This is a genomic window from Streptomyces sp. NRRL S-37, assembly GCF_000721605.1.
Taxonomy (GTDB): Bacteria; Actinomycetota; Actinomycetes; order Streptomycetales; family Streptomycetaceae; genus Streptomyces.
Genome location: NZ_JOIZ01000027.1, coordinates 1 through 26,407 on the forward strand (window position 1 = coordinate 1; position 26,407 = coordinate 26,407).

26 protein-coding genes, 1 tRNA gene and 1 pseudogene are annotated in these 26,407 nt (G+C 72.2%); 12 read left to right on the forward strand and 16 right to left on the reverse strand.

Annotated elements, in window-relative coordinates; genetic code table 11:
• Nucleotides 1–170: 170 nt before the first annotated feature.
• Nucleotides 171–371, forward strand: a pseudogene (locus IH50_RS0131695) (ATP-binding protein); the annotation flags it as partial.
• Nucleotides 372–716: 345 nt separating this feature from the next.
• Here IH50_RS0131695 and IH50_RS0131700 read toward each other — a convergent pair.
• The 5 genes from IH50_RS0131700 to IH50_RS0131720 all read right to left on the reverse strand — a co-directional run bounded on the left by IH50_RS0131700 (nucleotide 717) and on the right by IH50_RS0131720 (nucleotide 4,011).
• The gene (locus IH50_RS0131700) at nucleotides 717–1,217 is read right to left on the reverse strand and encodes a hypothetical protein (RefSeq protein ID WP_030870129.1); all 501 of its coding nucleotides are present in this window, start codon (nucleotides 1,215–1,217) and stop codon (nucleotides 717–719) included.
• Nucleotides 1,218–1,566: 349 nt separating this feature from the next.
• Nucleotides 1,567–2,073 carry a hypothetical protein gene (locus IH50_RS0131705; protein WP_030870132.1) on the reverse strand — a complete coding sequence of 169 codons (507 nt, stop codon included), beginning with the start codon at nucleotides 2,071–2,073 and terminating at the stop codon, nucleotides 1,567–1,569.
• A gap of 85 nt (nucleotides 2,074–2,158) precedes the next feature.
• A tRNA-Arg gene (locus tag IH50_RS0131710) sits at nucleotides 2,159–2,234 on the reverse strand.
• 202 nt (nucleotides 2,235–2,436) lie between these two features.
• Complete coding sequence (locus IH50_RS41760) at nucleotides 2,437–2,601, reverse strand: hypothetical protein (protein WP_158801338.1); 165 nt, start codon at nucleotides 2,599–2,601, stop codon at nucleotides 2,437–2,439.
• 117 nt (nucleotides 2,602–2,718) lie between these two features.
• On the reverse strand, nucleotides 2,719–4,011 hold the full coding sequence (locus tag IH50_RS0131720) for a M6 family metalloprotease domain-containing protein (RefSeq protein ID WP_030870135.1): 1,293 nt from the start codon (nucleotides 4,009–4,011) through the stop codon (nucleotides 2,719–2,721).
• A gap of 235 nt (nucleotides 4,012–4,246) precedes the next feature.
• Between IH50_RS0131720 and IH50_RS0131725 the strand changes: the two genes are divergently transcribed.
• The gene (locus IH50_RS0131725; protein WP_051767523.1) at nucleotides 4,247–4,927 is read left to right on the forward strand and encodes a TetR/AcrR family transcriptional regulator; all 681 of its coding nucleotides are present in this window, start codon (nucleotides 4,247–4,249) and stop codon (nucleotides 4,925–4,927) included.
• Nucleotides 4,928–5,128: 201 nt separating this feature from the next.
• On the forward strand, nucleotides 5,129–6,688 hold the full coding sequence (locus IH50_RS0131730; protein WP_030870140.1) for an MFS transporter: 1,560 nt from the start codon (nucleotides 5,129–5,131) through the stop codon (nucleotides 6,686–6,688).
• A gap of 91 nt (nucleotides 6,689–6,779) precedes the next feature.
• On the opposite strand, the gene IH50_RS0131735 is transcribed toward IH50_RS0131730, so the two are convergent.
• Nucleotides 6,780–7,301 (reverse strand): MarR family winged helix-turn-helix transcriptional regulator, encoded by a 522-nt coding sequence (locus IH50_RS0131735; protein WP_030870142.1) that lies wholly within the window; start codon nucleotides 7,299–7,301, stop codon nucleotides 6,780–6,782.
• Between the two features lie 111 nt (nucleotides 7,302–7,412).
• Between IH50_RS0131735 and IH50_RS0131740 the strand changes: the two genes are divergently transcribed.
• Nucleotides 7,413–8,198 carry a dioxygenase gene (locus IH50_RS0131740; protein ID WP_030870147.1) on the forward strand — a complete coding sequence of 262 codons (786 nt, stop codon included), beginning with the start codon at nucleotides 7,413–7,415 and terminating at the stop codon, nucleotides 8,196–8,198.
• Between the two features lie 16 nt (nucleotides 8,199–8,214).
• On the opposite strand, the gene IH50_RS0131745 is transcribed toward IH50_RS0131740, so the two are convergent.
• Nucleotides 8,215–8,733 (reverse strand): GNAT family N-acetyltransferase, encoded by a 519-nt coding sequence (locus tag IH50_RS0131745; protein WP_030870150.1) that lies wholly within the window; start codon nucleotides 8,731–8,733, stop codon nucleotides 8,215–8,217.
• A gap of 193 nt (nucleotides 8,734–8,926) precedes the next feature.
• On the opposite strand from IH50_RS0131745, the gene IH50_RS0131750 reads away from it, so the two are divergent.
• Together IH50_RS0131750 and IH50_RS0131755 are read left to right on the forward strand one after the other, a co-directional pair.
• Nucleotides 8,927–9,925, forward strand: coding sequence for a sigma-70 family RNA polymerase sigma factor (locus IH50_RS0131750; RefSeq protein ID WP_030870153.1), 999 nt, complete (start codon nucleotides 8,927–8,929; stop codon nucleotides 9,923–9,925).
• A 488-nt stretch (nucleotides 9,926–10,413) separates the two neighbouring features.
• Nucleotides 10,414–11,127 (forward strand): TetR/AcrR family transcriptional regulator, encoded by a 714-nt coding sequence (locus tag IH50_RS0131755; RefSeq protein WP_030870155.1) that lies wholly within the window; start codon nucleotides 10,414–10,416, stop codon nucleotides 11,125–11,127.
• Nucleotides 11,128–11,153: 26 nt separating this feature from the next.
• On the opposite strand, the gene IH50_RS0131760 is transcribed toward IH50_RS0131755, so the two are convergent.
• On the reverse strand, nucleotides 11,154–12,194 hold the full coding sequence (locus IH50_RS0131760) for a helix-turn-helix transcriptional regulator (RefSeq protein WP_078914162.1): 1,041 nt from the start codon (nucleotides 12,192–12,194) through the stop codon (nucleotides 11,154–11,156).
• A 63-nt stretch (nucleotides 12,195–12,257) separates the two neighbouring features.
• Here IH50_RS0131760 and IH50_RS0131765 point away from each other — a divergent pair, with 63 nt between their 5' ends.
• The 5 genes from IH50_RS0131765 (at nucleotide 12,258) to IH50_RS0131785 (ending at nucleotide 18,317) form a co-directional block, all read left to right on the forward strand.
• On the forward strand, nucleotides 12,258–13,772 hold the full coding sequence (locus tag IH50_RS0131765) for an MFS transporter (protein WP_030870159.1): 1,515 nt from the start codon (nucleotides 12,258–12,260) through the stop codon (nucleotides 13,770–13,772).
• A gap of 241 nt (nucleotides 13,773–14,013) precedes the next feature.
• Complete coding sequence (locus tag IH50_RS0131770; protein ID WP_030870162.1) at nucleotides 14,014–14,775, forward strand: DeoR/GlpR family DNA-binding transcription regulator; 762 nt, start codon at nucleotides 14,014–14,016, stop codon at nucleotides 14,773–14,775.
• The gene (gene pfkB / locus IH50_RS0131775; protein ID WP_030870164.1) at nucleotides 14,772–15,719 is read left to right on the forward strand and encodes a 1-phosphofructokinase; all 948 of its coding nucleotides are present in this window, start codon (nucleotides 14,772–14,774) and stop codon (nucleotides 15,717–15,719) included. The genes IH50_RS0131770 and pfkB overlap by 4 nt, the downstream gene beginning before the upstream one ends.
• 76 nt (nucleotides 15,720–15,795) lie before the next feature.
• A complete protein-coding gene (locus IH50_RS0131780) occupies nucleotides 15,796–17,907 on the forward strand; it encodes a PTS fructose transporter subunit IIABC (protein WP_030870165.1) in 2,112 nt (703 codons plus the stop codon).
• A 116-nt stretch (nucleotides 17,908–18,023) separates the two neighbouring features.
• Nucleotides 18,024–18,317, forward strand: a complete 294-nt coding sequence (locus IH50_RS0131785) for a hypothetical protein (RefSeq protein ID WP_030870167.1) — start codon at nucleotides 18,024–18,026, stop codon at nucleotides 18,315–18,317.
• Nucleotides 18,318–18,348: 31 nt separating this feature from the next.
• On the opposite strand, the gene IH50_RS0131790 is transcribed toward IH50_RS0131785, so the two are convergent.
• On the reverse strand, nucleotides 18,349–19,092 hold the full coding sequence (locus IH50_RS0131790; protein WP_030870169.1) for a DUF6227 family protein: 744 nt from the start codon (nucleotides 19,090–19,092) through the stop codon (nucleotides 18,349–18,351).
• A gap of 195 nt (nucleotides 19,093–19,287) precedes the next feature.
• Nucleotides 19,288–20,316, reverse strand: coding sequence for a P1 family peptidase (locus IH50_RS0131795; protein WP_030870170.1), 1,029 nt, complete (start codon nucleotides 20,314–20,316; stop codon nucleotides 19,288–19,290).
• 43 nt (nucleotides 20,317–20,359) lie between these two features.
• On the opposite strand from IH50_RS0131795, the gene IH50_RS41265 reads away from it, so the two are divergent.
• Nucleotides 20,360–20,536, forward strand: a complete 177-nt coding sequence (locus tag IH50_RS41265; RefSeq protein ID WP_107062199.1) for a hypothetical protein — start codon at nucleotides 20,360–20,362, stop codon at nucleotides 20,534–20,536.
• A 22-nt stretch (nucleotides 20,537–20,558) separates the two neighbouring features.
• Here IH50_RS41265 and mscL read toward each other — a convergent pair whose 3' ends face one another.
• The 6 genes from mscL to IH50_RS0131830 all read right to left on the reverse strand — a co-directional run bounded on the left by mscL (nucleotide 20,559) and on the right by IH50_RS0131830 (nucleotide 26,313).
• On the reverse strand, nucleotides 20,559–21,029 hold the full coding sequence (gene mscL / locus IH50_RS0131805) for a large conductance mechanosensitive channel protein MscL (RefSeq protein ID WP_030870173.1): 471 nt from the start codon (nucleotides 21,027–21,029) through the stop codon (nucleotides 20,559–20,561).
• Nucleotides 21,030–21,164: 135 nt separating this feature from the next.
• Nucleotides 21,165–21,677: a hypothetical protein gene (locus IH50_RS0131810; RefSeq protein ID WP_078914163.1), complete on the reverse strand. Its 513-nt coding sequence runs from the start codon at nucleotides 21,675–21,677 to the stop codon at nucleotides 21,165–21,167.
• Nucleotides 21,678–21,896: 219 nt separating this feature from the next.
• Complete coding sequence (locus IH50_RS0131815; RefSeq protein ID WP_030870178.1) at nucleotides 21,897–22,739, reverse strand: S-methyl-5'-thioadenosine phosphorylase; 843 nt, start codon at nucleotides 22,737–22,739, stop codon at nucleotides 21,897–21,899.
• Between the two features lie 78 nt (nucleotides 22,740–22,817).
• Entirely contained in the window at nucleotides 22,818–23,135 is a 318-nt protein-coding gene (locus IH50_RS40270) for an FmdB family zinc ribbon protein (protein ID WP_078914164.1), read from the reverse strand.
• Nucleotides 23,136–23,202: 67 nt separating this feature from the next.
• Entirely contained in the window at nucleotides 23,203–24,489 is a 1,287-nt protein-coding gene (locus IH50_RS0131825) for an MFS transporter (RefSeq protein ID WP_030870181.1), read from the reverse strand.
• A 291-nt stretch (nucleotides 24,490–24,780) separates the two neighbouring features.
• Nucleotides 24,781–26,313, reverse strand: coding sequence for a potassium/proton antiporter (locus IH50_RS0131830; protein WP_030870183.1), 1,533 nt, complete (start codon nucleotides 26,311–26,313; stop codon nucleotides 24,781–24,783).
• Nucleotides 26,314–26,407: the final 94 nt, after the last annotated feature.

Here is a 26,407-nt window from a genome sequence, read left to right on the forward strand (position 1 = left end):
GGCGAGGCCCGCCTCGACGCCTTCCGCTGGCTGAACCGCTACAACACCCGACGCCGTCACTCCCGCCTCGGACACCGCAGTCCGATCGCCTACGAGAACGCCTTCCGAACGACATCAACTACGCTGACGCAAGCCGCATAACCCGTGTCCAGGAACCGGGGTCAAGGCCCGAGCTGCTGTTCGTCGGCTCGGTGAAGTGGCTTGAGAACGCCCCGTTCGACCGGCACGATCTCGCGGCTCTGCACCGACACCGCGCCGCGCTCACGCTTGCCCCCGTGCCTGTGATCGCTGTCTCGCGCAGCGGGACCGACTGCGCGGGGCTCGACGCGGTGTACGGCCCGGCGGAACTCCTCGCGGCGTGGTCCTCCTGACCATGCCGGAACACGTGTGGATGCCGGATGTCTGTGGCTTGTCGCCCCGACTCGGGTCGACCGAGCCCCCGGCCTACCGCGCCGGTGACCTCCTTCCGCTCACGCAAACGGCCCCGGACGAGGAGTCCGAGGCCGGAGCGGTAATGCGTTGTACACCGGCAGGATTCGAACCTGCGACACCCGCTTGAGGAGTTCGATCCATCCCCGACCTGGCCGGGGCCCGTGTTGTGCACCGGTGCCACACGTGGCCGCTGTGTGTCGCCGCCGTCCAGGATCGTTGATGTCAGCGTTGGATGTCAGCGGATCAACTCCGGTAGCTCCGGTAGCGGGAGGCTCCCAAAAGCTTCACAGCACACTCGTCCTGCGCCGGTAGTACGCGAGCGTCGTGGCCGCGAGGAGGGGTGCCCACGCCAGCAGCGGGGAGTAGCAAACCACCAGGAGTACTTGCTGGGCCGGCGTCTGGGCGACACGATCGATCAGCCCTACCGCCTGAGTACAGGCGAACCACCCCACTATCGCGCACAGCGCCGCCGCCCCGAGTATTGCCGGTACCACCACCGCGAGCGTGTGCACGCGACGGCCGCCGATGAGCGGAAGCCAGCGGGGTGCGACCTCACCCCATGGCCGCACCAATCCGAGTGTGAGCAGGGCGAGACCTTCTGTTATCAAGGTCAGCAAGATGGCTACGACGGCCTCGCGACCGTTCCGGCCCAACTGGTCGGCCACCGGAAGCCCGGCCACCTGGGCGATCCGCCACAGGCCGGAGGGCAGGGTGACAAGTGGCACCGTGTGGGCGGCGAGGACAGCCCAACGTGGAACATCGGGTAACGCGTCGATCTTCACCATGAACTCCATCGTGCTCACGCCCAGATGCCCGCGCATCCGCATACAGGATGACAAGCCCTCCTCTATGGGGAGTACCTCCGCTACGACGGCGGGGGCAGACGTCGGCATCGCTGCACTCCCAAAGCTGAGACCGGTGGTCGCAATGAGCGAGCCAAGACCCGTCTTCTTGCCCCGGGTCTTGCCGGGGATCTTGGCGACCTGCGTTTTCGCTGCTCAGGACCGGTGGGCTCGTACACCTGGCCGTCGACGTCGGTCGTCATTGGCCGTTGTTGATTCGAGCTGACCGCCGTCATCCCCCATACGAGATGCGGAGCCCCGGAGCATGGCAGTCCCGGGGCTCCGTGGCCTTTCAGAGGTTGGTCTCGGGCCCTTTGTGCCCGATGAGCGCGCGGGCGGCGACAAGGACCTCTTCCTTGAGCTGCTCCAGTGGAGTGCTCCAATCGGCGTTCCAGTCGTCCAGCTGGATGGCAAGCTCGACGATCGGCTGCAGGCGGTCGGGATAGTCGAGTTCCCTCGCTGCTTCGGCCCATATGAGGTCGGCGCCGGTCGCCGGGTCCAAGGAACCGTCGACGATCTGAGCGGCCAACCAGGAGGCCAAGGCCCACTTGGCGGCGATCGGATCCGCGGGTGCCTCGAATCCCAACCCCAGCTCGTCCACGACGTGGTCGAACAGCTCCTGTGCCTCATGCTCCTCACGGCGGCCCAGGCCGGCCAGGAGGGCAAGCGACGGGGAATCGACATCGGCCAGGAGAGCGTCGAGACCGGCTTGGATCAGGCGGTCCGAGCCGACGTGACGTCCGAGTGCCCGAGCTCGTGCCAGCTGCCTCAACCGGTCGAGGCCTTCGTCTCTCGTCACGCCGGATGCACCCCGTCCCGCCCGCATTGATGCCAGAAGTGGATGTCAAAAGCCCCGGACCATGATCGGTCCGGGGCCTTTGCCCTGGTGCCCCCGGCAGGATTCGAACCTGCGACACCCGCTTTAGGAGAGCGGTGCTCTATCCCCTGAGCTACGAAGGCGGGGCCTGATCGTGGACGGTCCTGGGCGGGTGTCCCTGTCAAGCCCTGAGCGTCCTGGGCCGGTGGCTGTTGCCTGCCAGGGCGCTCGATCCACAGGGTACCGGATCGGTGCTGCGGCGGGTGGGGGTGGAGCACCGGACGGGGTTGTCGCCCCGTCCGGTGGGGAGGTGTCCTCCCGTGTCGGTGGCCGCGAGGCTTTCCGTCAGGATTCGGCGAACAGTACCCAGAGTGCCATCAGGGTCAGGAAGCCGGTCACCGCCAGTGCCGGGAGGCCGAGGATCGCGGCGGCCACCCCCCACCGGGTACGTCCTCGGGGTGCTTCCGGCGGCCCGTCGGCGTTCGCCGTCGTCCGGTGTGTGCCTGTCATGAGTCCACCTGTCGATTCGTAACTGCCTTGCAGAGTGTTTCAGTTGACACCGGATCGAAGGAACGGGCCAGTGGGTGTGGTCTGTTGTGTCGCGTCGCACCGTCCTCGTCGGCGGGATCAGTCCGAGGGCGTACGGGTCACCCGTACCCGGTACTCCTCCGCTTTTGCCGCCGTCACCGTCACCCGGACGCCCGCCCGGCGGTCCACGAAGGTCTCGCCCGGGGCGAACGTCGCGTCCGAGAGTTCCGCGTGGACGTTGGGGGAGCGGGTGCAGCCGCCGCTGTCGCGGTGGGAGTCGTGGACGGTGATGGGGCCCATGCCCGTGTCGACGCCGGCGTCGACGCGGTAGATGAGGACGCCGGGGCGGCACACGGCCTCGTCGTTGCCGGCGCGGGTGCGCAGCTCGACGGCGTAGCCGGAGTGGTCGTCCAGGGGGATGAAGACGAGTTTCGGGCCGCCCGCCCGTGCGAGGGGGGTGAGTGTGTACTCCCGTGTGCCCGGGTCCGCCGCGCAGTCGACCTGGGACGCGTCCAGCCAGCCCAGCTTCCACTTGTGCCAGGCGAGGAGGTCGTTGTTGGCGCCCCAGTCCTCGCTCATGATGTCCCAGTGGCCGACCGCGCCGCCGCCCTCGGCGGTGTAGAGGTCGGGCAGGCCGAAGACGTGGCCGTTCTCGTGCGGCAGCACGCGGTAGCCGGTGCGGTCGTAGGAGCCGGAGCCGTCGTCCTGGCGGGAGTAGACGAAGGACGCGTTGGAGACGGTGACGCCGTCCGCGCTCGGGGCCTCCTTGTTGCCGGCGAAGGTGACGGACAGGACCGTGTCGAGGGCGGTGGGGCCCGCGTTGGGGGTCACCAGGACGTTCAACAGGTCGTACGCCTGGAAGTCCACCTCGGGATCGGCCTCGGCCACGATGTCGCGGACCAGTTCGCGGTAGCCGGGCTCGAAGGGGGCGCCGCGCTCTATGCCGTACGCGCGGAACGACTTGGGCATCCGGAGCCAGTCGGGGACGGGGAGCTCGGGGCGGTAGTCGAGGCGGCCGTAGGAACTGGTGGCGAACCACTCGCTGGTCTCGGGGAAGAACTCGCGGTAGCGGTCGAGGGCGTCGCCCTCGCCGGGCGCGTCGGAGAAGTCGATCATCAGGGTGAGGGCGCGGACCGTACCGGTGGAGCGGGTGTAGCCGGGAGCCGTGGGGATGCCCTCGGACATCTGGACCTCGCCCTCCGGGCTGATCATGCAGGGGCCGTGCGCGGAGGTGCGGGAGAGGGCGCGGGGTCCGGCGCCGGCGGTGGAGGTGCCGGGGGAGAGGCCGCTGTTGCCGGCCGAGGTGCTGACGGCGAGGGTCAGGGCGGTCACCGATGCCAGGGCGGCCAGCCGGCGCGGGGATATCCGGCGGCGGCTCGGCTGCGGCTGCATGCGGGAACCTCCGCTCCACATGGCAGTCGCCGGTCTCCGACTGCGCCCTCCCGATCACCCTCCGTCGCCGGGTGGGCGGGCGCCTGCTGGGAGGTCCGATCGTGGGGCCGCGCGACCGGTGTGATGTGAGGCGGGTCACAGAAGAAGGGGGCGGGGGCGGGAAATAAGCGGGGATCGTTTCCCCGTTTAGACCTGTGTCCGAGCGAAACGGGGACTCGCTCCCCGGATCGCGGACATGACACAAGGATCACGCCACCACGACCAGGAGTGCACCGTGCAGACCGCCATCCCCGTACCGCGCAAGGCACCCCGGCCCCGCGCCGACGCCCTGCGCAACCGGGAGCGGATCGTCACCGCCGCCCGGGAGATGTTCGTCGAGTTCGGGCCCGAGGTGCCGCTCGACGACGTCGCCCGCCGGGCCGGCGTCGGCAACGCCACGGTGTACCGCAACTTCCCCGACCGCGACGCGCTGGTGCGCGAGGTCGTCTGCTCCGTGATGGACCGTACGGTGCGGGCGGCCGAGCAGGCGCTCAGCGAGACCGGGGACGCCTTCGAGGCACTGGAGCGCTTCGCGCACACGGCCGCCGACGAGCGGATCAGTGCGCTGTGCCCGATGGTCTCGAGCACCTTCGACCAGCACCACCCCGACCTGGAGGACGCACGCCGGCGCGCCGAGAGCCTCGTCGCGCAGCTGATGGACCGCGCCAAGGCTGCCGGTCAGCTCCGTACCGACGTGGAGTACGGCGATCTGATGGTGGGCGTCGCCCAGCTGAGCCGGCCCCCGGCCGGCACCGGCTGCGACAACGCCGACCGTTTCGTCCACCGCCATCTGCAGCTGTTCCTGGACGGGATGCGGGCCCCGGCCCCGACCGTCCTGCCGGGTTCGGCCGTGACCGTGGAGGATCTGCGCCGCTGAGCGATCTCTGACGCGAGCAGGATTCCGTACCGGAGCGGGATTCCCGTGCCCGAGCGGATTCCCGTACCTGAGCGGGATTCCGGTACCTGAACAGGACCCGGACCAGCGGCCGTCCCCGGGGCGAGTCGTTCCCTTGACGACACCGTTTTTTCATCTCATTTTTCAAAATTTCCGTCACACACTTCTGAAGTGGGTACCCCCATGTCTGCAACAGCCTCAGCGGCCGGAAAGGCCCGGGCCGACCGGAGCGCTCCGGCCGGCCCGGACGCCAACCGCTGGAAAGCGCTCGTCTTCATCGCGCTCGCCCAGCTGATGGTCGTCCTGGACGCCACCATCGTGAACATCGCCCTGCCCTCCGCCCAGCAGGACCTGGGCATCTCGGACGGCAACCGTCAGTGGGTGGTCACCGCCTACGCCCTCGCCTTCGGCGGACTGCTGCTGTTCGGCGGCCGGATAGCCGACCTGTGGGGGCGCAAGCGGGCCTTCGTGCTCGGTCTGGGCGGGTTCGCCGCGGCCTCCGCGCTCGGCGGGGCGGCCACCAACGAGGCCATGATGTTCGGCGCCCGCGCCCTTCAGGGCGTGTTCGGCGCGCTGCTCGCGCCCGCCGCGCTGTCCCTGCTCGCGGTGATGTTCACCGACGGCAAGGAGCGCGCCAAGGCGTTCGGCATCTACGGCGCGATCGCCGGCGGCGGCGGCGCCGTGGGCCTGATCCTCGGCGGTTTCCTCACCGAGTACCTGGACTGGCGCTGGACGTTCTTCGTGAACATCCCGTTCGCCGTGGTCGCCGCGGCCGGCGCGTACTTCGTCATCCGTGAGCCGGCCGGCGGTCGCAACCGCTCGCCGCTCGACGTCCCCGGTGTGCTGCTGTCCACGGTGGGCCTGGTCGCGCTGGTCTACGGCTTCACCCGCGCGGAGTCCGAGGGCTGGAGCGACTCGCTGACCATCGGCATGTTCGTCGCCTCCGCCGTGCTGCTCGCCGCCTTCGTGGCCGTCGAGGCCAAGGTCAAGGCGCCGCTGCTGCCGCTGCGCGTGGTCACCGAGCGCAACCGCGGCGGGGTCTACCTCTCGCTGGGTCTGGCGATCATCGCGATGTTCGGCCTGTTCCTCTTCCTCACCTACTACCTGCAGGTCGTGAAGGGGTACTCGCCGGTGAAGACCGGCTTCGCCTTCCTGCCGATGATCGCGGGCATGATCACGGGCTCCACCCAGATCGGCACCCGGCTGATGACCCGGGTCGCGCCCCGGCTGCTGATGGGCCCCGGCTTCCTGGTCGCCGCGCTCGGCATGCTCTTCCTGACCCAGCTGGAGATCGACTCCTCGTACGCGGGCGTCCTGCTGCCCGGCATGCTGCTGCTCGGCCTCGGCATGGGTACGGCCTTCATGCCGGCCATGTCACTGGCCACGCTGGGTGTCGAGCCGCGTGACTCCGGTGTCGCCTCCGCGATGGTCAACACCTCGCAGCAGGTGGGCGGCGCCATCGGTACGGCGCTGCTGAACACGATCGCGGCCTCGGCCACCACGTCCTACGTCGCCGACCACATCGGCGGCGCCACGAGCCGGTCCCAGCAGCAGCTGGTCCAGCTTCAGGGGCAGGTGCAGGGCTACACCAGCGCGATCTGGTTCGCCGTCGGGATCCTGGTGGCGGCCGCGGCCATCGCCCTGACGCTGATCAACGCCGGCCGGCCGGGCGGCACCACGGTCGCCGGGTCCGCCGACGAGACCGTCGGGGACGAGATGGCGGTGCCGGTGGCCATGCACTGACGGCGATCCGCCGATCCCTCACCGCCCGTACGGAAGAGGAGGGGACGCCTCCTCCGTACGGCTTCCCGGACCTGCCCCGGCTCCCGCTTCGTCAGCGGAGCCAGGGCAGGTCCGCGCCCGTTCCGCTCGGCTGGAGTCCCTCGGCGACGATCCGCATGATCTCGCCGAGGGACTTCTGCTGCTCGGGGGTGAGCCGGTCGAAGACCGCCTGGCGCACGGCGTCCACATGGCCGGGCGCGTGCCGGCGCAGCACCTCCTGGCCCTCGTCCGTCAGGACGGCGAACTGGCCCCGCTTGTCGGAGGGGCAGTCCTCACGGCGTACCCAGCCGTTCTTCTCCAGGCGCGCGACGGCGTGCGAGAGGCGGGAGCGGGTGATCTTCGCGGACATCGCCAGTTCCGTCATCCGCAGCCGGCGGCGCGGGGACTCGGCGAGCTTGACCAGCAGGCCGTAGTAGACGTGCGGCATTCCCGCGTCACGCTGGAGCTGACGGTCGAGGTGGTCCTCCAGGAGGGTGGCGGCCTCGATGTACGAGCGCCAGACGCGCTGCTCCTCGTCGGTGAGCCAGCGGGGCTCGTCGGCGGGCGCCGGTGATGCTGCGGGTGCCGTGTTCATGTACTCCACTGTACGGCCGCCCTTCTTGAAGATTAAACAAAATCGTCGTACAGTCGGTGGAGGAAGTTGAGACTTCAAGCAAGTTCGCCGCCCCGGAAGGGAGCCGCCGTCATGACCGCCGCCGCCCAGGAGCGCATGCCCGCTCTCTACCTCAGCCACGGCGCCCCGCCCCTGGCCGACGACCCCGTCTGGCCCGGCGAACTGGCCGCCTGGTCGGCCGGACTGCCCCGCCCGAAGGCGATCCTGGTCGTCTCCGCCCACTGGGAGGAGGCCCCGCTCGCCCTCGGCGCCACCGAGCCCGTCCCCCTGGTCTACGACTTCTGGGGCTTCCCCGAGCACTACTACCAGGTCACCTACGGCGCCCCCGGCGCCCCCGCGCTCGCCGAGTCCGTACGCAAGCTGCTGCGCGCCCCCGGTACCCCTGTCCAGGACGTCCCCGACCGGGGGCTGGACCACGGCGCCTACGTCCCGCTGGTCGAGATGTACCCCGAGGCCGACGTCCCGGTGCTCCAGGTCTCCATGCCGACACTGGACCCGGTACGGCTGATGGAGATCGGGCGCAGGCTCGCGCCGCTGCGCGACGAGGGCGTGCTGATCGTCGGCTCCGGGTTCTTCACCCACAACCTCGCCGCGCTGCGGCAGGGCGGCATCCCCGCCTGGTCGGCGGAGTTCGACGCCTGGGGGCGGGAGGCCCTGGAGGCGGGTGACGTGGACGCGCTGCTCGACTTCACCCTCAAGTCCCCGGCCGGCCTGCTGGCCCACCCGCGCACCGAGCACTTCGCCCCGCTCTTCGTGACCATGGGCGCCGCGGACGCCGCCGGGGAACTCGGGGAACAGAAGTCCGTGATCGACGGGTTCTGGCTGGGGCTGGCCAAGCGGTCGGTGCAGTTCGGCTGAGGCCGGCACGGCGGGGCTACAGCGGTTTCTCGTACCAGGCCACGTCCCACCAGCGGCCGAACTTGCGCCCCACCTCCCGGTACGTGCCGACGTGCCGGAAGCCGAAACGCTCGTGCAGCCGCGCCGAGGCGTCGTTCGGCTGGGCGACGCCGGCGTAGGCGCGGTGCAGGTCCTCGCCCGCCAGGGCCTCGAAGAGGGCCTGGTAGAGGAGGGTGCCGATGCCGCGCCGGCCGGCGCCGGGGGCGACGTAGACCGTCGTCTCCACCGAGGTCGCGTAGGCGGGCTTGGCGTGGAAGGGGCTGGAGGTGGCGTACCCCAGGATCCGCCGCGAACCGGCGCCCGTGGCAACCATCAGGCGGTACGGGCCGTCTACAGGGTGGGAGAGCAGCCAGGGGCGGCGCTCCGCCGGAGTGAAAGGCGCCGTGTCGAATGTGATCGCCGTCTCACGTACGTAGTGGTTGTACAGGTCGGTGAGGGCCGTCAGATCGCCCTCCGTGCCCGGTCTGACCTGGACCTCTTCGTGCTCCGACGGCATCGCGCCTCCTCGCGTGGCCCGACAGGGTACTGCATGATCAGAAAAATCGGGGGGCGGGTTGGGAATTCTGTCCGGATTCCAGTCGTTGTTTCCCTTGGATGCAGGGCACTCGACCAGAGTCCGGAGGGACCTGGGAGACGCGTCAGGCGTCCACAGGACCGCCCGCTGACCTCATCATCGCAAGGGAGCACGCATGGCAACCCGCGCCGTCGCCCGTCGTCAGTCCGCCACCGGCGAGACGGCCGACTCGGCACGCAATGTCCGCGCCCATGGCGGCGAGATCGCCGACCGCGACCTGGTCGGCATGTACTTGGACGAGATCGCGCGCACGCCGCTGCTCGACGCCGCCAAGGAGGTCGAGCTGTCCCAGATCATCGAAGCGGGTGTGTTCGCCCGGCAGATCCTCGACGGCCTCGAGGAGAACAAGGCAGGGGCCACCCCCGAGGAGCTCGAAGCCCTGTACGACGCCAGTGAGCGGGCCAAGGACGTCTTCATCCGTTCCAACCTGCGCCTGGTCGTCGCCGTGGCCCGCCGCTACCCCCGCAGTGGTCTGCCGCTGCTCGACCTGATCCAGGAGGGCAACGCCGGCCTGGTCCGCGCGGTCGAGAAGTTCGACTACCGCAAGGGCTTCAAGTTCTCGACGTACGCGACCTGGTGGATCCGTCAGGCCATCACCCGGTCGATAGCCGACCAGTCGCGCACCATCCGCCTGCCCGTCCACCTGGTGGAGGAGCTGGGCCGGATACGGCGCGTGCAGCGCGAGTTCAACCGTGAGCACGGCCGTGAGCCGGAGCCCGCGGAGGTCGCCGCCGAGCTCGGCTCCACGCCGGAGCGCGTCGTCGACGTGCTCGACTGGGCCCGTGACCCGGTCTCGCTGAACATGTCGGTGGACGACGAGGGCGAGACCCAGTTCGGCGACCTGCTGGAGGACACCTCGGCGGTGTCGCCGGAGCAGTCGGTGCTGACGCTGCTGCGCAGCGAGGAGCTGGACGACCTGATCGGCCGCCTCGACCAGCGCACGGCCTCCATCATCAAGATGCGGTACGGCATCGAGGACGGCCGCGAGCGCACGCTGACCGAGGTCGGCAAGGAGCACGGCCTGACCCGCGAGCGCATCCGCCAGATCGAGAAGCACGCGCTGCTGGAGCTGAAGAAGCTGGCCCGCGACACCGGGTTCGACGCGGCGGCGTGAGAACGGACGGGGTCCGGCGCGGCGGAGCGACCGCCGGGCCGGACGCGGGGGCGTGAGGGCTCACGGAGCGCGGTAGCGTGACGGGTGGGCCGTCGGAGGTGAACGGGGCGGTGCTGATGCCACCGTGCGGAACCCGGGGGAGCGACGGGGGCCGTGCAGGGCCCTGGCCGCGTACGCCGGGTGGCGAAAGACCGCGCAAAACATGGCCGTTCCTCGCTGCTTCAACCCGCTGGACCCCGGGAACAAGAATGCCAGGACCAGGAGTTCGTACGACGGGCCCCTGAGATCCTGGACCCACCGAGCCACGTCCCGACGCACAACCCCCCCCCCGGCGCCGGGACCTTCCCAAGCCGGGTTCGGCGCCCTCCCCCCGGGCGCCGGGCCCGGCTTCCTCGTGTGTGCCGCCGGCCGACGGGTCACCCCGGACCTGAACCCCGGGGTGGCCCGCCAGATGGCAGATTGTGTCACATGGGCATAGCCTGCCGGGCGTGAGCAGCACCACCCCTACGCCGCCCCCTCCTCCGCCTCCCGCGGTCTCGCTGACCGAACGACGCAAGGCCGAGACCCGTATGGAGATCGCCCGCGCGGCGGCCGGTCTCTTCGTCCGGCAGGGCCTGCGGGCCACCCGTGCCGAGGACATCGCCCAGGCGGCCGGCATCGCCCCGCGCACCTTCTACCGGTACTTCGCCAGCAAGGAAGAGGCCATCGGCCCGCTCTACGCGATGGGCGCGCAGCGGTGGGTGGAGGCGGTGCGCACCGCGCCCGCCGGCGTGCCCCTGCCCCGGGCGCTGGAGGAGGCCGTGCGTCACACGCTCACTCCCGGCCTCGGGGTGTCGACGGCCTCCTGGGACTGGGTGCGCACCCTGATCCGGCTGGCCGAGGCGAACCCCGCTCTGCGCCGGGTGTGGGCGGAGGCGTGCCAGGCGTCGGAACGGAACCTGGCGGAAGCGCTGACGGAACGGCTGACGGCGGCTCATGTCCCGTACGAGGGCGACAACGTTGCCGTCCGTACCCGGCTGGCCTTCGCCGCCGCCGTCGCGAGCGCGGCCGTCCGCACGGCCATGGAGAACTGGGCGGCGGGCGAGGCCCCCTCCGAGGGTCCCGACGGCCCGGCCGAACTGGCGCTCACCAACCTCACGGCGCTCCGGGATTTCCCGTGGGACGACTTGGAGCCGCCGCACGACCGGTCACGAAGGGCCTGACGCCGGGGCGTCGCCCGTCGTCGGCCTCACGCGGGGCCGGAGGGACGGGTGCCGTCCGGCGCGTCGCCCGTCCTGCCGGCCTCGTGAGGGGCCGACGACGGGGCGGCGGGTACCGCGCGGCTCATCCGCGCGCCCAGCTCCCGTACCGCCTCCACCAATTCCACGGGCTCCTGCACCGTGAACTCGTGTCCCAGCATCGCCAGCCGTACCGCCATCCAGTCCTTGGCGTCGCTCACCGTCGCGCGCAGCCGGCAGCTGTCCTCGCCGAGCGGCTCGGGCGGGCCCAGCCAGCCCGGCAGACGGGCCGCGACCGTCCCGGCCGGTGCGGCGAAGGTGACGACCATCTCGTACGACTCCCGCACGCGGTGCATGGACCGGCGCAGGAACTCCGCCGCGTTCCCCGTCGGCAGCTCCCTCGGCGCGAACCGTGCCCCGGTCGCGAAGGGGTCGCTCACCCGGTCGACCCGGAACGTCCGCCAGTCCGCGCGGTCGAGGTCGTACGCCACGAGGTACCAGCGCCGCCCGGTCGACACCAGCCGGTACGGCTCGGTCACCCGCCGGGATTCCGTGCCGTCGGCGGCCCGGTAGGCGAACCGGAGCCGCTCGTGCCCGGCCACCGTGGAGGCCATGACGGTGAGCGTCTCCGGCGCGATCGTCGCACCGTCACCGCTGGTCAGCGGGGTGGTCGCGGCCTGGAGCGTGCTGACGCGGTGGCGCAGCCTGCCGGGCAGCACCTGCTCCAGTTTCGCCAGTGCCCGCACCGACGCCTCGTCCACGCCCTCCAGAGCGTGCCCGGCCCCGGCACGCAGTCCGACCGCGATGGCCACGGCCTCCTCGTCGTCGAGCACCAACGGCGGCATCGCCTTCCCGGCGACGAGCCGGTAGCCGCCGTCCGCGCCCATCGTCGCCTGCACGGGATAGCCGAGCTCGCGCAGCCGGTCGATGTCCCGCCGGACCGTGCGCCGGGAGACCCCGAGCCGGTCGGCGAGCTCGCCGCCGGGCCATTCGCGGGGCGTCTGGAGGAGGGAGAGGAGCTGAAGAAGCCGGGCCGGGGTGTCCGTCGTCATGAGAACGAGGATGCCGCAGAACTAGGACCTGACCTGACCTACTTGGGTCATAGCTTCGGGGACATGAACTCCACCGACACCCCGCACGCACCACAGCCCGCCGCGGGCGACCGCCGCCGCTGGTTCGCGCTGGCGATCGTGATGACCGCGGCCTTCATGGACCTCGTCGACGTCACGATCGTCAACATCGCGATCCCGTCGATCCAGCGCGACGAGGGCGCCACCTTCAGCCAGATCCAGTGGATCACCGCCGGTTACGCGCTGGCCTTCGCCGCCGGGCTCGTCACCGGCGGCCGGCTCGGCGACATCCACGGCCGCAAGCGGATCTTCCTCGTCGGCATCGGCGGCTTCACCCTCGCCTCCGCGCTGTGCGGGTTCGCCGTGAACCCCGAGATGCTGGTCGCCTCCCGCATCCTGCAGGGCGCCATGGCGGCGCTGATGGTGCCGCAGGTGCTGTCGATCGTGCACGCGACCTTCCCGCCGCACGAGCGCGGCAAGGTGTTCGGGCTGTTCGGCGCGATCGTCGGGCTGGGCGCGGTGTCCGGGCCGCTGCTGGGCGCGCTGCTGACCGAGTGGAACCTGTTCGGCCTGGAATGGCGGCCGATCTTCCTGATCAACCTGCCGGTCGGCATCGCGGGCCTGGTCCTCGGCAGCCGCTTCATCAGCGAGTCGAAGGCGCCGCGCGCCCTGAAGCTGGACCTGGTGGGCGTCGCGCTGGTGACGCTGGGTCTGCTGATGCTGCTCTACCCGCTGACCCGCGGGCGTGAGCTGGGCTGGCCGCTGTGGGGGTACGTGTCGATGGCCGGCGCGCTGGTGGTCTTCGGGGCGCTGGTGGCGTACGAGCGGGTCAAGGGCGCGCGGGACGGTTCCCCGCTGATCGAGCTGTCGCTGTTCAGGGTGAAGAGCTTCGCGGCGGGCATCGCGGTGCAGACGGTGTTCGGGGTCGGCCTCGGCGTCTTCTTCCTGGTGTGGACGCTGTACATGCAGATCGGCCTGGGCTGGAGCGCGCTGCGGGCCGGGCTGACCGGGGTGCCGTTCTCCGTCGCGGTCTCCGCGGCGGCCGGGATGTCGGTGCAGCTGCTGGTCCCGCGCTTCGGGCGCAAGGTGCTCCAGGCGGGCGCGCTGGTGATGGCGGCGGGCGTTCTCCTCTACATCTGGGAGTCCGAGCGCTACGGCATGGACATCGCCTCCTGGCAGATGGCGCTCCCGCTGGCGGTCATGGGCGTCGGCATGGGGCTGATCGTGGCGCCGCTGACGGACGCGGTGCTGTCCGAGGTGCCGCGTGAGCACGCCGGGTCGGCGTCGGGGCTGATCAACACCGTGCAGCAGATGGGGAACGCGCTGGGGCTCGGCCTGGTGTCGGTGGTGTTCTTCGGGGTGATCGACGAGCGGCTCGCCCCGGCCGAGGTGGGCCCGGCCTTCGCGGACGGCTTCCAGCACGCGCTGGGCTATGTGGCCGCGGTGCTGGGCGTGATCTTCCTGCTGATGTTCGCCCTGCCCAAGCGCCCCGCCCAGCACGTGGAGGGTGCGGGGGAGGCTCCGGTGGCGGTGGAGAGGGAGCGGGAGCTCGTGGCCTGAGCGGGCCGACGGGAAGGGCCCGGCGCCCCGGGGGACCCCTGGGGCGCCGGGCCCTTGGTGCGTGGACGTGTGGACGCGTGGACGTACGGACACGACGGGAAGCCCCTGCGGAGATCCGGGCATGAGGGGAAGCCCGTTCATGCCCACATGTGCCCGTCTCTGTTTACTTCCCGGACATCCGGACGTACTCTGCGAGCTAAACCACACGTTCGGGCATGAACGGACTCGGAGGCACGCCACCATGTACGCACCGGAACGCCAGCAGGAGATCCTGCGGCTCGCCCGCGACGGCGGCCGGGTGGACGTGGTCTCGCTGGCCGAGGAGTTCCAGGTGACCGCCGAGACCATCCGCCGGGACCTCAAGGCCCTCGACCGCGCCGGCCTGGTCCGCAGGGTGCACGGCGGGGCCATCCCGGCCGGACGCCTCGACTTCGAGCCGGACCTCGCCGAGCGGGAGACCACCGCGGCCGACGAGAAGGACCGCATCGCCAGGGCCGCCCTCGCCGAACTCCCCGCCGACGGCACGCTGATCGTGGACGCCGGTTCGACGGCCGCGCGGCTCGCCGGGATCCTGCCGGCGGAGGCCTCCCTCACCGTCGTCACCCACAGCCTGCCCATCGCGGCCCGCCTCGCCGACCACCCCGGCATCCAGCTCCATCTCGTCGGGGGGCGCGTACGGCACCGTACGCGCGCCGCCGTGGACGCCTGGGCGCTGCGCGCATACGCCGAGATCCGCGCGGACGTGCTCTTCGTGGCCGCCAACGGGTTCTCCGCCGAACACGGGCTGACCACGCCCGACCTCGCCGAGGCCGCCGTGAAGCGCGCCGCCATGGCCGCCGCCCGGCGCGTGGTGCTGCTCGCCGACTCCTCCAAGCACGGCCAGGAGCACTTCGCCCGCTTCGGCGACCTGAGCGACGTGGACCTGCTGATCACCGACAGCGGGCTCGGCCCGGACGACGCCGCCGCGATCGAGCGCGGCGGCACGGAAGTAGTACGCGCATGATCCTCACCGTCACCCCCAACCCGTCCCTGGACCGCACCTACGAGGTCCCCTCGCTGGACCGCGGCGAGGTCGTCCGGGCCACCGGCGAACGCGTCGACCCCGGCGGCAAGGGCGTCAACGTCTCCCGCGCCGTCACCGCGGCCGGCCGGCGCACGGTCGCCGTACTGCCCCTGGGCGGCGCACCGGGCGCCCTGGTCGCCGACCTGCTCGACGCGCAGGGCATCGAGGTCGCTCCGGTCCCGGTCGCCGGCGCCACCCGCTCCAACATCGCGCTCGCCGAGGCCGACGGCGTACTGACGAAGATCAACGCGCCGGGTCCGGAACTGACTGCGGCCGAACGGGAACTGCTCCTGGACACCGTGCGCCGGCAGTCCCCGGGCGCCGACTGGATCGCCTGCTGCGGCAGCCTGCCGCGCGGACTCGCCCCCTCCTGGTACGCCGAACTGGTCGCCCGGGCCCACGCCGCCGGCGTACGCGTCGCGCTGGACACCTCCGGGCCCGCGCTGCTCGCGGCCCTGCGCGAGCGGCCCGATGTGGTGAAGCCGAACGCGGAGGAGCTCGCCGAGGCCGTGGGGCGGCCCCTGGTCACCGTGGGAGACGCGCTGAAGGCGGCCGAGGAGCTGCGGGGGAAAGGCGCCCGGGCCGTCCTGGCGAGCCTCGGCGCCGACGGGCAGCTCCTCGTGGACGACGACGGCGCCTGGTTCGGCACCGCCGCGGTGGACACCGTCCGCAGCAACGTGGGCGCCGGCGACTCCTCGCTCGCCGGGTTCCTCGTCGCCGGCGGGCGCGGCCCCGAGGCGCTCGCCTCCGCCGTCGCCCACGGCGCGGCGGCCGTCCGGCTCCCCGGCAGCGTGATGCCGGCCCCGGCCGACCTGGACCCGGCCGCGGTGACCGTCACGGCCGACGTACCCACTGACCGCCCGCTGCGGGAGCCGGTGTCATGAGCCACCCCCTCCTCACCCCCGTCCCCCCTTCCGCCCACCCCGCTGCACGGGCGATACGCGTGCGAAGGAGCCCGCGATGAGTGACATGATCACCGCGGAACTGGTCGATCTCGACCTGTCCGCCGACACCAAGGAGGCGGCGGCGCGCGCCCTCGCCGAGCGCATGGCGGCCCTGGGCCGGGTGACCGACCTGGACGGCTTCCTCGCCGACGTCGCCGCCCGCGAGGCGCAGATGCCGACCGGCCTCGACGGCGGCATCGGCATCCCGCACTGCCGCAGTGAGCACGTCACCGAGCCCACGCTCGCCTTCGGGCGCAGCGCCGCCGGGATCGACTTCGGCGCGGCGGACGGACCCGCCGACCTGGTCTTCCTGATCGCCGCCCCGGCCGGCGCCGACGACGCCCATCTGACGATCCTGTCGTCGCTGGCCCGGCAGCTGATGAACACCGAGTTCACCGGCGCGCTGCGGTCGGTGGGCGACGCGGGGGCGGCGGCCGCGCTCATCCGGGGCGAAGAGACCGGCTCCGAAGGCTCTTCGGGTTCCGAGGGCTCTTCGGGTTCCGAGGGCTCTTCGGGTTCCGAGGGCTCCTCGGGCTCCGAGGGTTCCGAGGACTCCGAGGGTTCCGAGGACTCCGTGGCGGCACCGGCGGCGGCCTCCGCCGGTGCCGCCACGGACACCACCGCCTCCGCGGGGGACCGCCCGTTCCGGATCGTCGCCGTCACCTCCTGCCCCACCGGCATCGCCCACACCTACATGGCCGCCGAGTCGCTGGAGAACGCCGGCCGGGACGCCGGCGTCGAAGTCGTCGTCGAGACCCAGGGCTCCGCCGGCTTCACCCGGCTCGACCCGGCCGTGATCGCGGCGGCCGACGGCGTGATCTTCGCCCACGACGTCCCCGTACGGGAGAAGGACCGCTTCGCGGGCAAGCCGACCGTCGACACCGGCGTCAAGGCGGCCATCAACCGCCCCGCCGAGCTGATCACCGAGGTGAGGGGCAAGGCGGAGCGCGGCGAGGTCACCGCCGCCGTGTCCGGTGACACGCCCGTCGAGCGGGCCGGCGGCAGCGGCGACGGCTATGGCACCAAGCTGCGTACCTGGCTGATGTCCGGCGTCAGCTACATGGTGCCGTTCGTCGCGGCGGGCGGTCTGCTCATCGCCCTCGGCTTCGCCATCGGCGGCTACGAGATCAACGAGGCGCCGTCGGTGATGGACCACTTCGTGTGGACCCAGGCCGACAGCTGGGGCGCCCTGCTCTTCCAGACCGGCGGCGTCGCCTTCGGCTTCCTCGTCCCGGTCCTGGCCGGCTACATCGCCTACGGCATGGCCGACCGGCCCGGCCTCGTGCCCGGCTTCGTCGGCGGCGCGATCTCGCTCACCGTCAACGCCGGATTCCTCGGCGGTCTCGCGGCCGGTCTGATCGCCGGTGGCGTGGTGATCGCGATCCAGAAGGTGCGGATACCGGCCGCGCTGCGCGGCATCATGCCGGTGGTGGTGATCCCGCTGATCTCCGCGGCGGTCGTCGGCTTCCTGATGTTCGTCGTCATCGGCAAGCCCATCGCCGAGGCCCAGAAGGGCATGACGGACTGGCTGAACGGCCTCACCGGCACCAATGCCGTCCTGCTCGGCGCCCTCCTCGGCCTGATGATGTGCTTCGACCTGGGCGGCCCGGTCAACAAGGTCGCCTACACCTTCGCCACCGCCGGGATCGCCGTCGCGAGCCCCAGCGACTCCGCGATGAAGATCATGGCCGCGGTGATGGCCGCCGGCATGGTGCCGCCGCTGGCGATGGCCCTGGCCACCACGGTCCGCGGCAAGCTCTTCGACCGCACCGAACGCGAGAACGGCAAGGCCGCCTGGGTCCTGGGCGTCTCCTTCATCTCCGAGGGCGCGATCCCGTTCGCCGCCGCCGACCCGCTGCGGGTGATCCCCGCCTCCATGGCGGGCGGCGCGGTCACCGGCGCCCTGTCGATGGCCTTCGGCGCCACCCTGCGCGCCCCGCACGGAGGCGTCTTCGTCGTCCCGCTGATCGGCAACCCGTTCCTCTACCTGGTCGCCATCGCCGCGGGCGTGTGCGTCACGGCGGCCCTGGTGATCGTCCTCAAGGGTCTGCGCAAGCCGGCCCCGGCCACCACGCGCGAGGGCACCCCGGTGCCGTCGGCGGAGACCAAGCAGGCGGTGGCCGCGTAGAGGAACGACGATGCGTCCGTTTGGGTAGGTGTGGGCGGTTCATGCCTACTGCGATATAGATCACGATCATCACGATCCAGGGTCAAAGCCCCGGATCTTGGTGTGTACTGGGCCGCATGCCTGAGTACACGACACTCTCGCGGACGACGGGTGCCACCGTCCTCACCCTGGTGGCCGTGGCCTGTGCGGCGGGTCTGGCCGACGCCCTGCGGCGCCGGCGCGGACGGACGCGCGTACGCGAACCCCTCGCCGAGGCGGCCCGCCGGCAGCACACCCCCCACGCCCCTCACGGCGCCCCGGTGATCCCGCGCCAGCGGCGGACCGGCCCCCACGCGGAAGCCGTACGGCTCACCCCGGCGGAGCGCGACGCGTTCGCCGGGCTGGTACGGCGCTTCGGCGAAGGGGACTGAGCGGGACCGGGCCGCGGCCCCGGCCGCCGGGTCAGGAGACCTGCGCCGCCCGGCGCTCCATCGCGTCCCGTGCCGCGTCCTCGCTGACGTACACCTCGCACATGTGCCGTCCGTCCGGCGTGACCGTGTGCTCGACCTCCCACACGGACATCTCCGCGCCGTCCCCCAACAGGAACGCGTGCTCGTAGAGCGAGAAGGACAGCCCGCGCCCCGCGCGGGACGGGCGGCCGAAGGCCTGCGTGATCCGGTGCGCGCACGCCGTGGCCAGCAGCGCGGCCGTCTCCGCGCCCGGCCGGTCCGGGTTCTCCGCCCGGCGCAGTAAACGCCGCGCGTGATCCGCCGAACCGTCCGGAACGTACACCTGCCGCAGCGTGGGAGGCGGCAGCAACTGCACCGTCACCGGCAGCTCGAAATCCGAGGTGTCCGGCGGCAACGGCAGCCGGGCCGTGGCCGTCCGCACCTCCTCCTCGTCCAGGTACACCTCGTGCTGCGGCTCGTCCCCCGGCACCGTGTTGTGCACGAGCTCCCAGAGCGTCAGCGCCGAACCGTCGGCGAGCAGCCAGGTGTGCCGGTACGTCTCCCGGTGCAGCCCCGCGCTGTGGTGCGCGGAGTGCAGCGAACCGTCGTGCGCCAGCGCGCAGTCCAGCCGCCGGATCGTCTCGTCCGGCAGCTCGAAGGAGTTCAGGGCACGGCCGAGGAGGCGCGCGAGGTGCTCCTCAGGAGACTCGGGTGAGTCGGGTGGTTCGTACGCTGCCGTCTCGTACGGAACGCTCAAGGTTTCTCCCGGCGTTGCTGCATGTCACCTTGTGGGTGCATACCGTAGCCCCTCGGCCGGACATCGTGTCCGGGAACTGAGAAAACGTATGGCCGAAAAACGGGCGGAGCGCAAGAGGAGTTCCCGACGGGGCCGGTACGGACATCAATTGCTCCTGGTCGAACGGTACTTCCGCATCCGGTCCCCGGCACCCCCTCAGCGCTCCCCGTACAACTCCCCGTACGACGGCCACGAACCGCCCGGACCGTCCACCGGGGCGGCGGCCCGGACCGCTCGTACGATCGCGCGGGTCACCAGGTCCGCGCCCGCCGCGAGCACCTCGTTCAGGGACAGCGGGTCCGCCGCGTCCAGCGGGCGGGCGCCCGTGGCCAGGGTGAAGACGGTGTCGCCGTCGCTGAGCAGATGGACCGGCCGTACGGCCCGCGCGATGCCGTCGTGCGCGGTGCCGGCCAGCTTCTGCGCCTGCGCCTTGGACAGGCCGGCGTCGGTGGCGACCACCGCGAGCGTGGTGTTCAGCGGCGGAGCCGCGTTCCGCCCGGCCCCCTCCGCGAGCCGCCGCAGCGCGGCCTCGTGCACCTCCGGCTCCGGATACCGCACCCGGCCCTGGAACAACTCCCCGTACAGCACCCCCGTCACCGGATCCACCGCCGACCCCGCCGCGTTGGCCACCACCAGAGCGGCCACCGTGATGCCCGACTCCAGCACCGCGCTCGCCGTGCCGACCCCGCCCTTCACCTGCCCGACCACCGCGCCCGTACCGGCGCCCACACACCCCTGCGGCACCGGCGCGCCCCAAGCGGTCGCCGCCGCGGCCTCGACCGCGGCCCGGCCGGTGGCCGCGTCCGGCCGGGCCCGGAAGTCGCCGCCCCGGCCCAGGTCGAAGACGCAGGCGGCCGGCACCACCGGCACCACGTGCGCGGGATCCGGCCCGACGCGCACCCCGCGCCCCCGCTCCTCCAGCCAGGCCATCACCCCGGACGCCGCGTCCAGCCCGTACGCGCTGCCCCCGGTCAGCACGACCGCCTCGACCGTCCGCACCAGGTTGCGCGGATCGAGCGCGTCGGTCTCCTTCGTGCCGGGCCCGCCGCCGCGCACGTCCACCGCGGCCACGGCCCCGCCCTCGGGCGCGAGCACGACCGTGGTGCCCGTGAGCCATCCGTCGCCGGTACACGTCGCGTGCCCCACGCGCAGGCCGGCCACATCCGTCAGAGCGTCAGCTGTCATGGGGGCAGTACTGCCCGGCCGGGGGCGGCCGTACCCTGGACGTATGAGCACCGCCCCCGATCCCCGCCCGAGTGGGCCCGAGCCGGCACTGGTCTTCGACGACCCGCTGGACCAGCAGTCCCCGGACGACACGGACCGCGGCTGGGGCGAGCGCCCGTCCGGCGACAGCGCGGCCGATCTGAAGCGCTTCCTCGACGAGAAGCCGCCCCACCACATCTGACCCGCCCGCAGGCGGGCCGCCCCTACCGCTCGCCGTGCCCCGTGCCGCGCTGCGCGACGAGGGTGTCGCGGATCTCCTTGAGCACCTCCAGCTCGGTGATCTCGACGACCTCGCGCGTGCCCTCCTTCGCCTTCCGGCGGGCCTCCACCCGGGCCAGGTACTTCGCCATGGGCAGCACCATCAGGAAGTAGACGACCGCCGCGGTGATCAGGAACTGCAGCGTCGCCCCGAGGACCGAGCCCCACAGGATCCTGACACCGGTCGCGGCGTCCCCGGCACCTTCGCAGGGGCCCTTCAGGCACGAGCTGTAGCTGTCCAGGTTCTTCGTGCCGAACGCGCCCACCAGCGGGTTGATGACGCCCTTCACGACCGAGTTGACGATGTTCGTGAAGGCGGCGCCGATGACCACCGCCACGGCCAGATCGACGACGTTGCCCCGCATCAGGAAGGCCTTGAAGCCCTGCAGGATGCCCGTCTTGTCCTGGTCGCTCACTTCGAGGCCTCATTTCTCGTGCGCAGGGTGCGGAGGAAAGCGCTCCGCAACCTACGTCACCCCGGTGCCGGCCTGTCCAGTCGGGCCGCCCGGCGCGAGGGTCCCACGAGCGGACGGGGACGGCAGGAGCGCCGGTCAGCACACCGTCACCGCCAGCCGTGCCGTGGCGCTCGCGCCGGCCAGGCCGGCCGCCGTGGAACGCGGCACCGACAGCACGACCAGCGCCCCGCCGTCGCCCGTTCCGCCCGCTCCGTCCGCCGGTTCCGGCACCTCGGTCACCCGCGCCCCGCGCGCGACCACGCGGGCCTCGCCCCCGGACACCGTCTCCTCGGCGGCGATCACGTCCACCCGGTCGCCCGGCCGCAGCAGCCGTACCGTGGCCGCGTCGGCGATCCGCACCGCCGCCGTGACCGCCGCGCCCGCGCCCCGCGCCCGTACGGCACGGTCCCCGGGGGACACCGAGACGGCACGGGCCGCCGGGGACCCGTCGGGACGGCCGCGGGACCGGTCCGCGTCCCGCGGCCCCGCCGCCACCAGCGCTGCCGCCGTGACCGCGAGACCGAGCGCCATGGCCCGCCTCCGGTGCCGTACGAGCCCGCCCGGGAGCGGCAGGCCGCCGCGCACCCGCACCGGGGCGAAGTGCGGCACCCCGCACGGGGGAGGGACCTCGGGGCCGGGCGGGCGGAGGGAAGAGGGGGAGCGGAACGAGGAGGGAGGACGGGACACGGATACCACCACCTGCGACGAGGGACCGGCTTGCGACTCCCACGATGAGGCCTCGCGCCGCGCCCCGCCGGGCCCTGTGGACGTGCCACGGCCCTGTGGAGAACTCCCCCACCCGAACGGTACGTTCCGCCCCGCCACCGGCTACGGCAGCGCGAACCCCGGGTCCATCCCGCCCAGCGCCGACACGCACGGACAGTCCCGCTCCTCCGTCACCGGCAGCGCGGCCACCGCGTCGAAGAGCATGTCCCGCAGCCGGTCCACATTGGCGGCGAACACCCGCAGCACCTCGTCGTGGGAGACGCCCTCACCGGTCTCGGCACCGGCGTCCAGGTCGGTGACCAGGGTCAGGGAGGTGTAGCAGAGCTCCATCTCACGGGCGAGCGCCGCCTCGGGGTGGCCGGTCATGCCCACCACCGACCAGCCCTGCGCCCGGTGCCACAGCGACTCGGCACGGGTGGAGAAGCGAGGCCCCTCGACCACGACCAGCGTGCCGCCGTCCACCGGCTCCCAGTCCCGGCCCCGGGCCGCCTTCAGCGCGGCGGCCCGCCCGGTGGGGCAGTAGGGGTCGGCCAGCGACACATGGACCACGTTCGGCACCGTGCCGTCGGGCAGCGGCAGCCCGTCGAAGTAGGTGCCGGCCCGGGACTTCGTACGGTCCACGAGCTGGTCCGGCACCAGCAGCGTGCCCGGCCCGTACTCGGGGCGCAGGCCGCCGACCGCGCACGGTCCGAGGACCTGGCGCACGCCGACCGACCTCAGCGCCCACAGGTTGGCCCGGTAGTTGATGCGGTGCGGCGGCAGATGGTGGCCGCGCCCGTGCCGGGGAAGGAAGGCGACCCGCCGGCCGGCCACCTCGCCGAGGAAGAGGGAGTCGCTGGGCGCCCCGTACGGGGTGTCCACCTGGACCTCGGTCACGTCGTCGAGGAAGGAGTAGAAACCGGAGCCGCCGATCACGCCGATCCCGGCCTTCGCCATGTTCGCCATGCCCCGCACCCTAACCGCACCCGGAAACGCCGAGGACCCCGTCGTCGGACGACGACAGGGTCCCGTAAGGAAACGGCCCTACGCGGCGGTGGTGCCGGCGGTGCTGCCCGAACCGGAGGATCCGGCCGACGAGCTCGCACCCGAGCCCGAGGAGGAGGACGACGACGTCGACGAGGTGCTCGACGACTTCGGCGACGCCGGCGAGCTGCTCGACGAGGAGCCGCGGCTGTCGTTGCGGTAGAAGCCGGAGCCCTTGAAGACGATGCCGACCGCGGAGAACACCTTCTTCAGGCGTCCCTGGCACGCGGGGCACTCGGTCAGGGCGTCGTCAGTGAACTTCTGCACCGCCTCGAGGCCCTCGCCGCACTCGGTGCACTGGTACTGGTAGGTCGGCACTGTCTTCCTCCTGGCACTCTCACTCGATGAGTGCTAACGACGGTCCATCTTGACGTATTCCGCGGGCTCAGTCCACTGCGGCGGACTCGCGGTGACCGACGCCACGTGCGACGGTGCGCCCGCGCGGGGCCGTGGCCAGCCGCGACCGCAGCGCCAGCAGCGTCGCGAGGGCCAGCACCGTACCGGCCATCGGGACGAGGAAGCCGGCGCCGCCCCACAGGCGGTCCTCCAGCTGTCCCGCGACCGTGACGGCCGCCGCCTGGCCGAGCGCGACGGCGCCGGTCAGCCAGGTGAAGGCCTCGGTGCGGGCGCCCGCCGGGACCAGGTTCTCCACCAGCGTGTAGCCGGTGATCAGGGCCGGTGCGATGCACATGCCGACCAGCAGGCCGAGCCCGGCCAGCAGCAGGGCCGAGTGGGCGGTCCACAGGGCGGACGCGGTCAGCGCGAGCGCCGTGTAGCCGATCACCAGGCGCCGCTGCGGGGCGGCCTTCCAGACGATCGCGCCGCAGGCGATGCCGGAGAGCATGTTGCCCGCGGCGAAGACGCCGTAGAGGACGCCGTTCAGTCCGGGCTCGCCGATCGACTCGGTGAACGCGGCCAGCGAGACCTGCATGCCGCCGAAGACGGAGCCGATGCCCAGGAACGTCACGATCAGCACGCGCACACCGGGGACGCGCAGCGCGGAGGCGTGCTCCACGCGCGCGTGCCCGTCGCGGCCCGTCTCGGGCTGCGTGCCCTTCTGCGCGGCGAACAGCAGACCGCCGACCAGCGTCAGCGCGGCCTCGGTGAGCAGGCCCGCGGCCGGGTCGACGGCCGTGCACAGGGCGGTGGCCAGCAGCGGTCCGACGACGAAGGTGAACTCGTCGGTGACGGACTCGAAGGCCGCCGCGGTGGTCAGCAGCGGGGAGCCCTTGAGCCGCACGCCCCAGCGGGCCCGCACCATGGGCCCGATCTGCGGCACCGAGGCGCCCGTGGGCACGGCGGCGGCGAACAGCGCCCACAGGGGCGCGCCGGTCAGCGCCAGCGCGGTGAGGGCCAGTCCGGCCGCCGCGTGGACGAGGACGCCGGGCACGAGGACGGCGCGCTGCCCGTGACGGTCGGCGAGACGGCCGCTGTAGGGGGCGAACAGCGCCATGGAGACGCCGGTGACGGCCGCCACGGCGCCGGCCGCGCCGTACGAGCCGGTGGTGTGCCGCACCAGCAGCACGATGGAGAGGGTGAGCATCGCGAACGGCTGGCGGGCCGCGAAGCCGGGGAGCAGGAACGTCCACGCGCCGCGCGTGCGCAGCAGCCGGCCGTATCCCGGTCGGGAGGTGGCCGCCGAGTCCTTCGACGTGGTGACCGTGGATGCCACGGCCCGTGCCTTTCCGCCACCTGGTAGCGGCCCGCGCGGGTCGTGCGGGGGCGCCGAGAGCTGTCCTCTTGCGCTGACTGCGGTAGATACCGGTGCCACAGCTCAGGGCGTTCCGGCCGCCATACGGTCGCGCCAGCTCTGCGTCAGGCAGAGTTGGTTCGATCTGGGGGTCGCCTGCATCGTACAGGGATCACCTGTCGCCCGCTGTGAGGCCGGGCACGCCGGCGGTGTCCCGTCCGCGGTCCGCCGGTGTCCCGTCCGATGCCCGTTCAGCGTCCCGCCTGCGGTCCGTCAGCGTCCCGTCCGCGGTCCGTCGGTGCCCAGCCAGCCGGCCAGCTTGCCGCCCCGGCCGACCGCGCGCAGGCGCCGTTCGGCGGCGTCCCGTACCGGGTCCGTGGCGACGACGAGCAGCTCGTCCCCGCGGCGCAGCACCGTCGACGGCAGCGGTACGAACGACCTTCCCCCGCGCACGACGAGGGTGACGGCGGACCCGCTCGGCAGCCGCAGCTCGGCGACCTCCACGCCGTGCATCCTCGACCCGGCCGGGATGGCGACCGACAGCAGGTGTCCGCGCAGCCGCTCCAGGGGCGCCGACTCGATGCCGAGGTCGGCGGCGGAGTCCGCGCCCAGGCGCAGCTTGCGGGCCAGCCAGGGCAGGGTCGGCCCCTGGATGAGGGTGTAGACGACGACCAGGACGAAGACGATGTTGAAGATCCGCTCGCTCCCGGCGACGCCCTGCACCATCGGGATCGTCGCCAGGATGATGGGCACGGCGCCGCGCAGCCCCGCCCAGGACATCAGCGTCTGCTCCTGCCAGGGCACCCGGAACGGCAGCAGGCAGAGGACGACGCTCAGCGGGCGGGCCACCATGGTGAGCGCCAGTCCGATGAGCAGCGCGGGCACGATGTCGTCGCCCAGTTCGTGCGGGGTGACGAGCAGGCCGAGCAGGACGAACATGCCGATCTGGGCTATCCAGCCGAGCCCCTCGGCGAAGCCGCGGGTGGCGGGCCAGTGCGGCAGCTTGGCGTTGCCCAGCAGCATCGAGGCGAGGTAGACGGCGAGGAAGCCGCTGCCGTGGGCGATGGCGCCGAACGCGTAGGCGGCGACCGCGATGGCCATGACGGCGATCGGGTAGAGGCCGGAGGCGGGCAGCGCCACGTGCCGCAGTCCCCAGGCGCCCAGCCAGCCCACCGCGAATCCGATGGCGGCGCCGATGGCCAGCTCCAGCACTATCTCGCCGACCAGGACGTACCAGTGCTCGACCGGTCCGGCCGAGGAGAAGGCGACGACCAGGATGACGACGGGCGCGTCGTTGAAGCCGGACTCCGCCTCCAGTGTGCCCGTCACCCGCGCGGGGAGCGGTATTTTCCGCAGCACCGAGAAGACGGCCGCCGCGTCGGTCGAGGACACCACCGCGCCGATGATCAGCGCCTGCCGCCACTCCAGCCCGACCAGGAAGTGCGCGGCCGACGCCGTGACGCCGACGCTCACCGCGACGCCGGCCAGGGCGAGCGCGGCGGCGGAGGGCAGGATCGGTCTGACCTCCGTCCACTTCGTGCCCAGGCCGCCCTCGGCCAGGATCACGACCAGGGCCGCGTATCCGATGACCTGGGTCAGCTCGGCGTTGTCGAAGTGGATGTCGCCGAAGCCGTCCTGGCCCAGGGCGATGCCGATGCCCAGGTAGACGAGCAGGCTGGGGAGCCCGCTGCGCGAGGAGATCCGGACCGCTGCGACGGCGACGAGCAGGACGATCGAGCAGACGAGCAGGAGCTGGTTGAGGTGGTGGACAGTCAGCGGCCGTTCCCTTCCCTGGCCCAGGCGCATCCGCGCGTGAGCTCACGTACATCGCATACGAGCCACCGCTCCCGCGGCAAACTACTTCGTTACCTTACCTAACTCTTGACGCTTTCTTGACGCG

What these genes read in the sequence shown, in the direction of transcription:
- IH50_RS41265 (WP_107062199.1), top strand. Translation starts at nt 20,360, where the DNA reads ATGAGCACCGCCCCCGATCCCCGCCCGAGTGGGCCCGAGCCGGCACTG.
- IH50_RS0131730 (WP_030870140.1), top strand. Translation starts at nt 5,129, where the DNA reads ATGTCTGCAACAGCCTCAGCGGCCGGAAAGGCCCGGGCCGACCGGAGC.
- IH50_RS0131815 (WP_030870178.1), bottom strand. Translation starts at nt 22,739, where the DNA reads ATGGCGAACATGGCGAAGGCCGGGATCGGCGTGATCGGCGGCTCCGGT.
- IH50_RS0131785 (WP_030870167.1), top strand. Translation starts at nt 18,024, where the DNA reads ATGCCTGAGTACACGACACTCTCGCGGACGACGGGTGCCACCGTCCTC.
- IH50_RS0131780 (WP_030870165.1), top strand. Translation starts at nt 15,796, where the DNA reads ATGAGTGACATGATCACCGCGGAACTGGTCGATCTCGACCTGTCCGCC.
- IH50_RS0131830 (WP_030870183.1), bottom strand. Translation starts at nt 26,313, where the DNA reads ATGCGCCTGGGCCAGGGAAGGGAACGGCCGCTGACTGTCCACCACCTC.
- IH50_RS0131700 (WP_030870129.1), bottom strand. Translation starts at nt 1,217, where the DNA reads ATGGTGAAGATCGACGCGTTACCCGATGTTCCACGTTGGGCTGTCCTC.
- IH50_RS0131760 (WP_078914162.1), bottom strand. Translation starts at nt 12,194, where the DNA reads ATGACGACGGACACCCCGGCCCGGCTTCTTCAGCTCCTCTCCCTCCTC.
- IH50_RS0131750 (WP_030870153.1), top strand. Translation starts at nt 8,927, where the DNA reads ATGGCAACCCGCGCCGTCGCCCGTCGTCAGTCCGCCACCGGCGAGACG.
- IH50_RS0131725 (WP_051767523.1), top strand. Translation starts at nt 4,247, where the DNA reads ATGACACAAGGATCACGCCACCACGACCAGGAGTGCACCGTGCAGACC.
- IH50_RS0131795 (WP_030870170.1), bottom strand. Translation starts at nt 20,316, where the DNA reads ATGACAGCTGACGCTCTGACGGATGTGGCCGGCCTGCGCGTGGGGCAC.
- IH50_RS0131740 (WP_030870147.1), top strand. Translation starts at nt 7,413, where the DNA reads ATGACCGCCGCCGCCCAGGAGCGCATGCCCGCTCTCTACCTCAGCCAC.
- IH50_RS0131735 (WP_030870142.1), bottom strand. Translation starts at nt 7,301, where the DNA reads ATGAACACGGCACCCGCAGCATCACCGGCGCCCGCCGACGAGCCCCGC.
- IH50_RS0131770 (WP_030870162.1), top strand. Translation starts at nt 14,014, where the DNA reads ATGTACGCACCGGAACGCCAGCAGGAGATCCTGCGGCTCGCCCGCGAC.
- IH50_RS0131720 (WP_030870135.1), bottom strand. Translation starts at nt 4,011, where the DNA reads ATGCAGCCGCAGCCGAGCCGCCGCCGGATATCCCCGCGCCGGCTGGCC.
- IH50_RS0131765 (WP_030870159.1), top strand. Translation starts at nt 12,258, where the DNA reads ATGAACTCCACCGACACCCCGCACGCACCACAGCCCGCCGCGGGCGAC.
- pfkB (WP_030870164.1), top strand. Translation starts at nt 14,772, where the DNA reads ATGATCCTCACCGTCACCCCCAACCCGTCCCTGGACCGCACCTACGAG.
- IH50_RS0131745 (WP_030870150.1), bottom strand. Translation starts at nt 8,733, where the DNA reads ATGCCGTCGGAGCACGAAGAGGTCCAGGTCAGACCGGGCACGGAGGGC.
- IH50_RS41760 (WP_158801338.1), bottom strand. Translation starts at nt 2,601, where the DNA reads ATGACAGGCACACACCGGACGACGGCGAACGCCGACGGGCCGCCGGAA.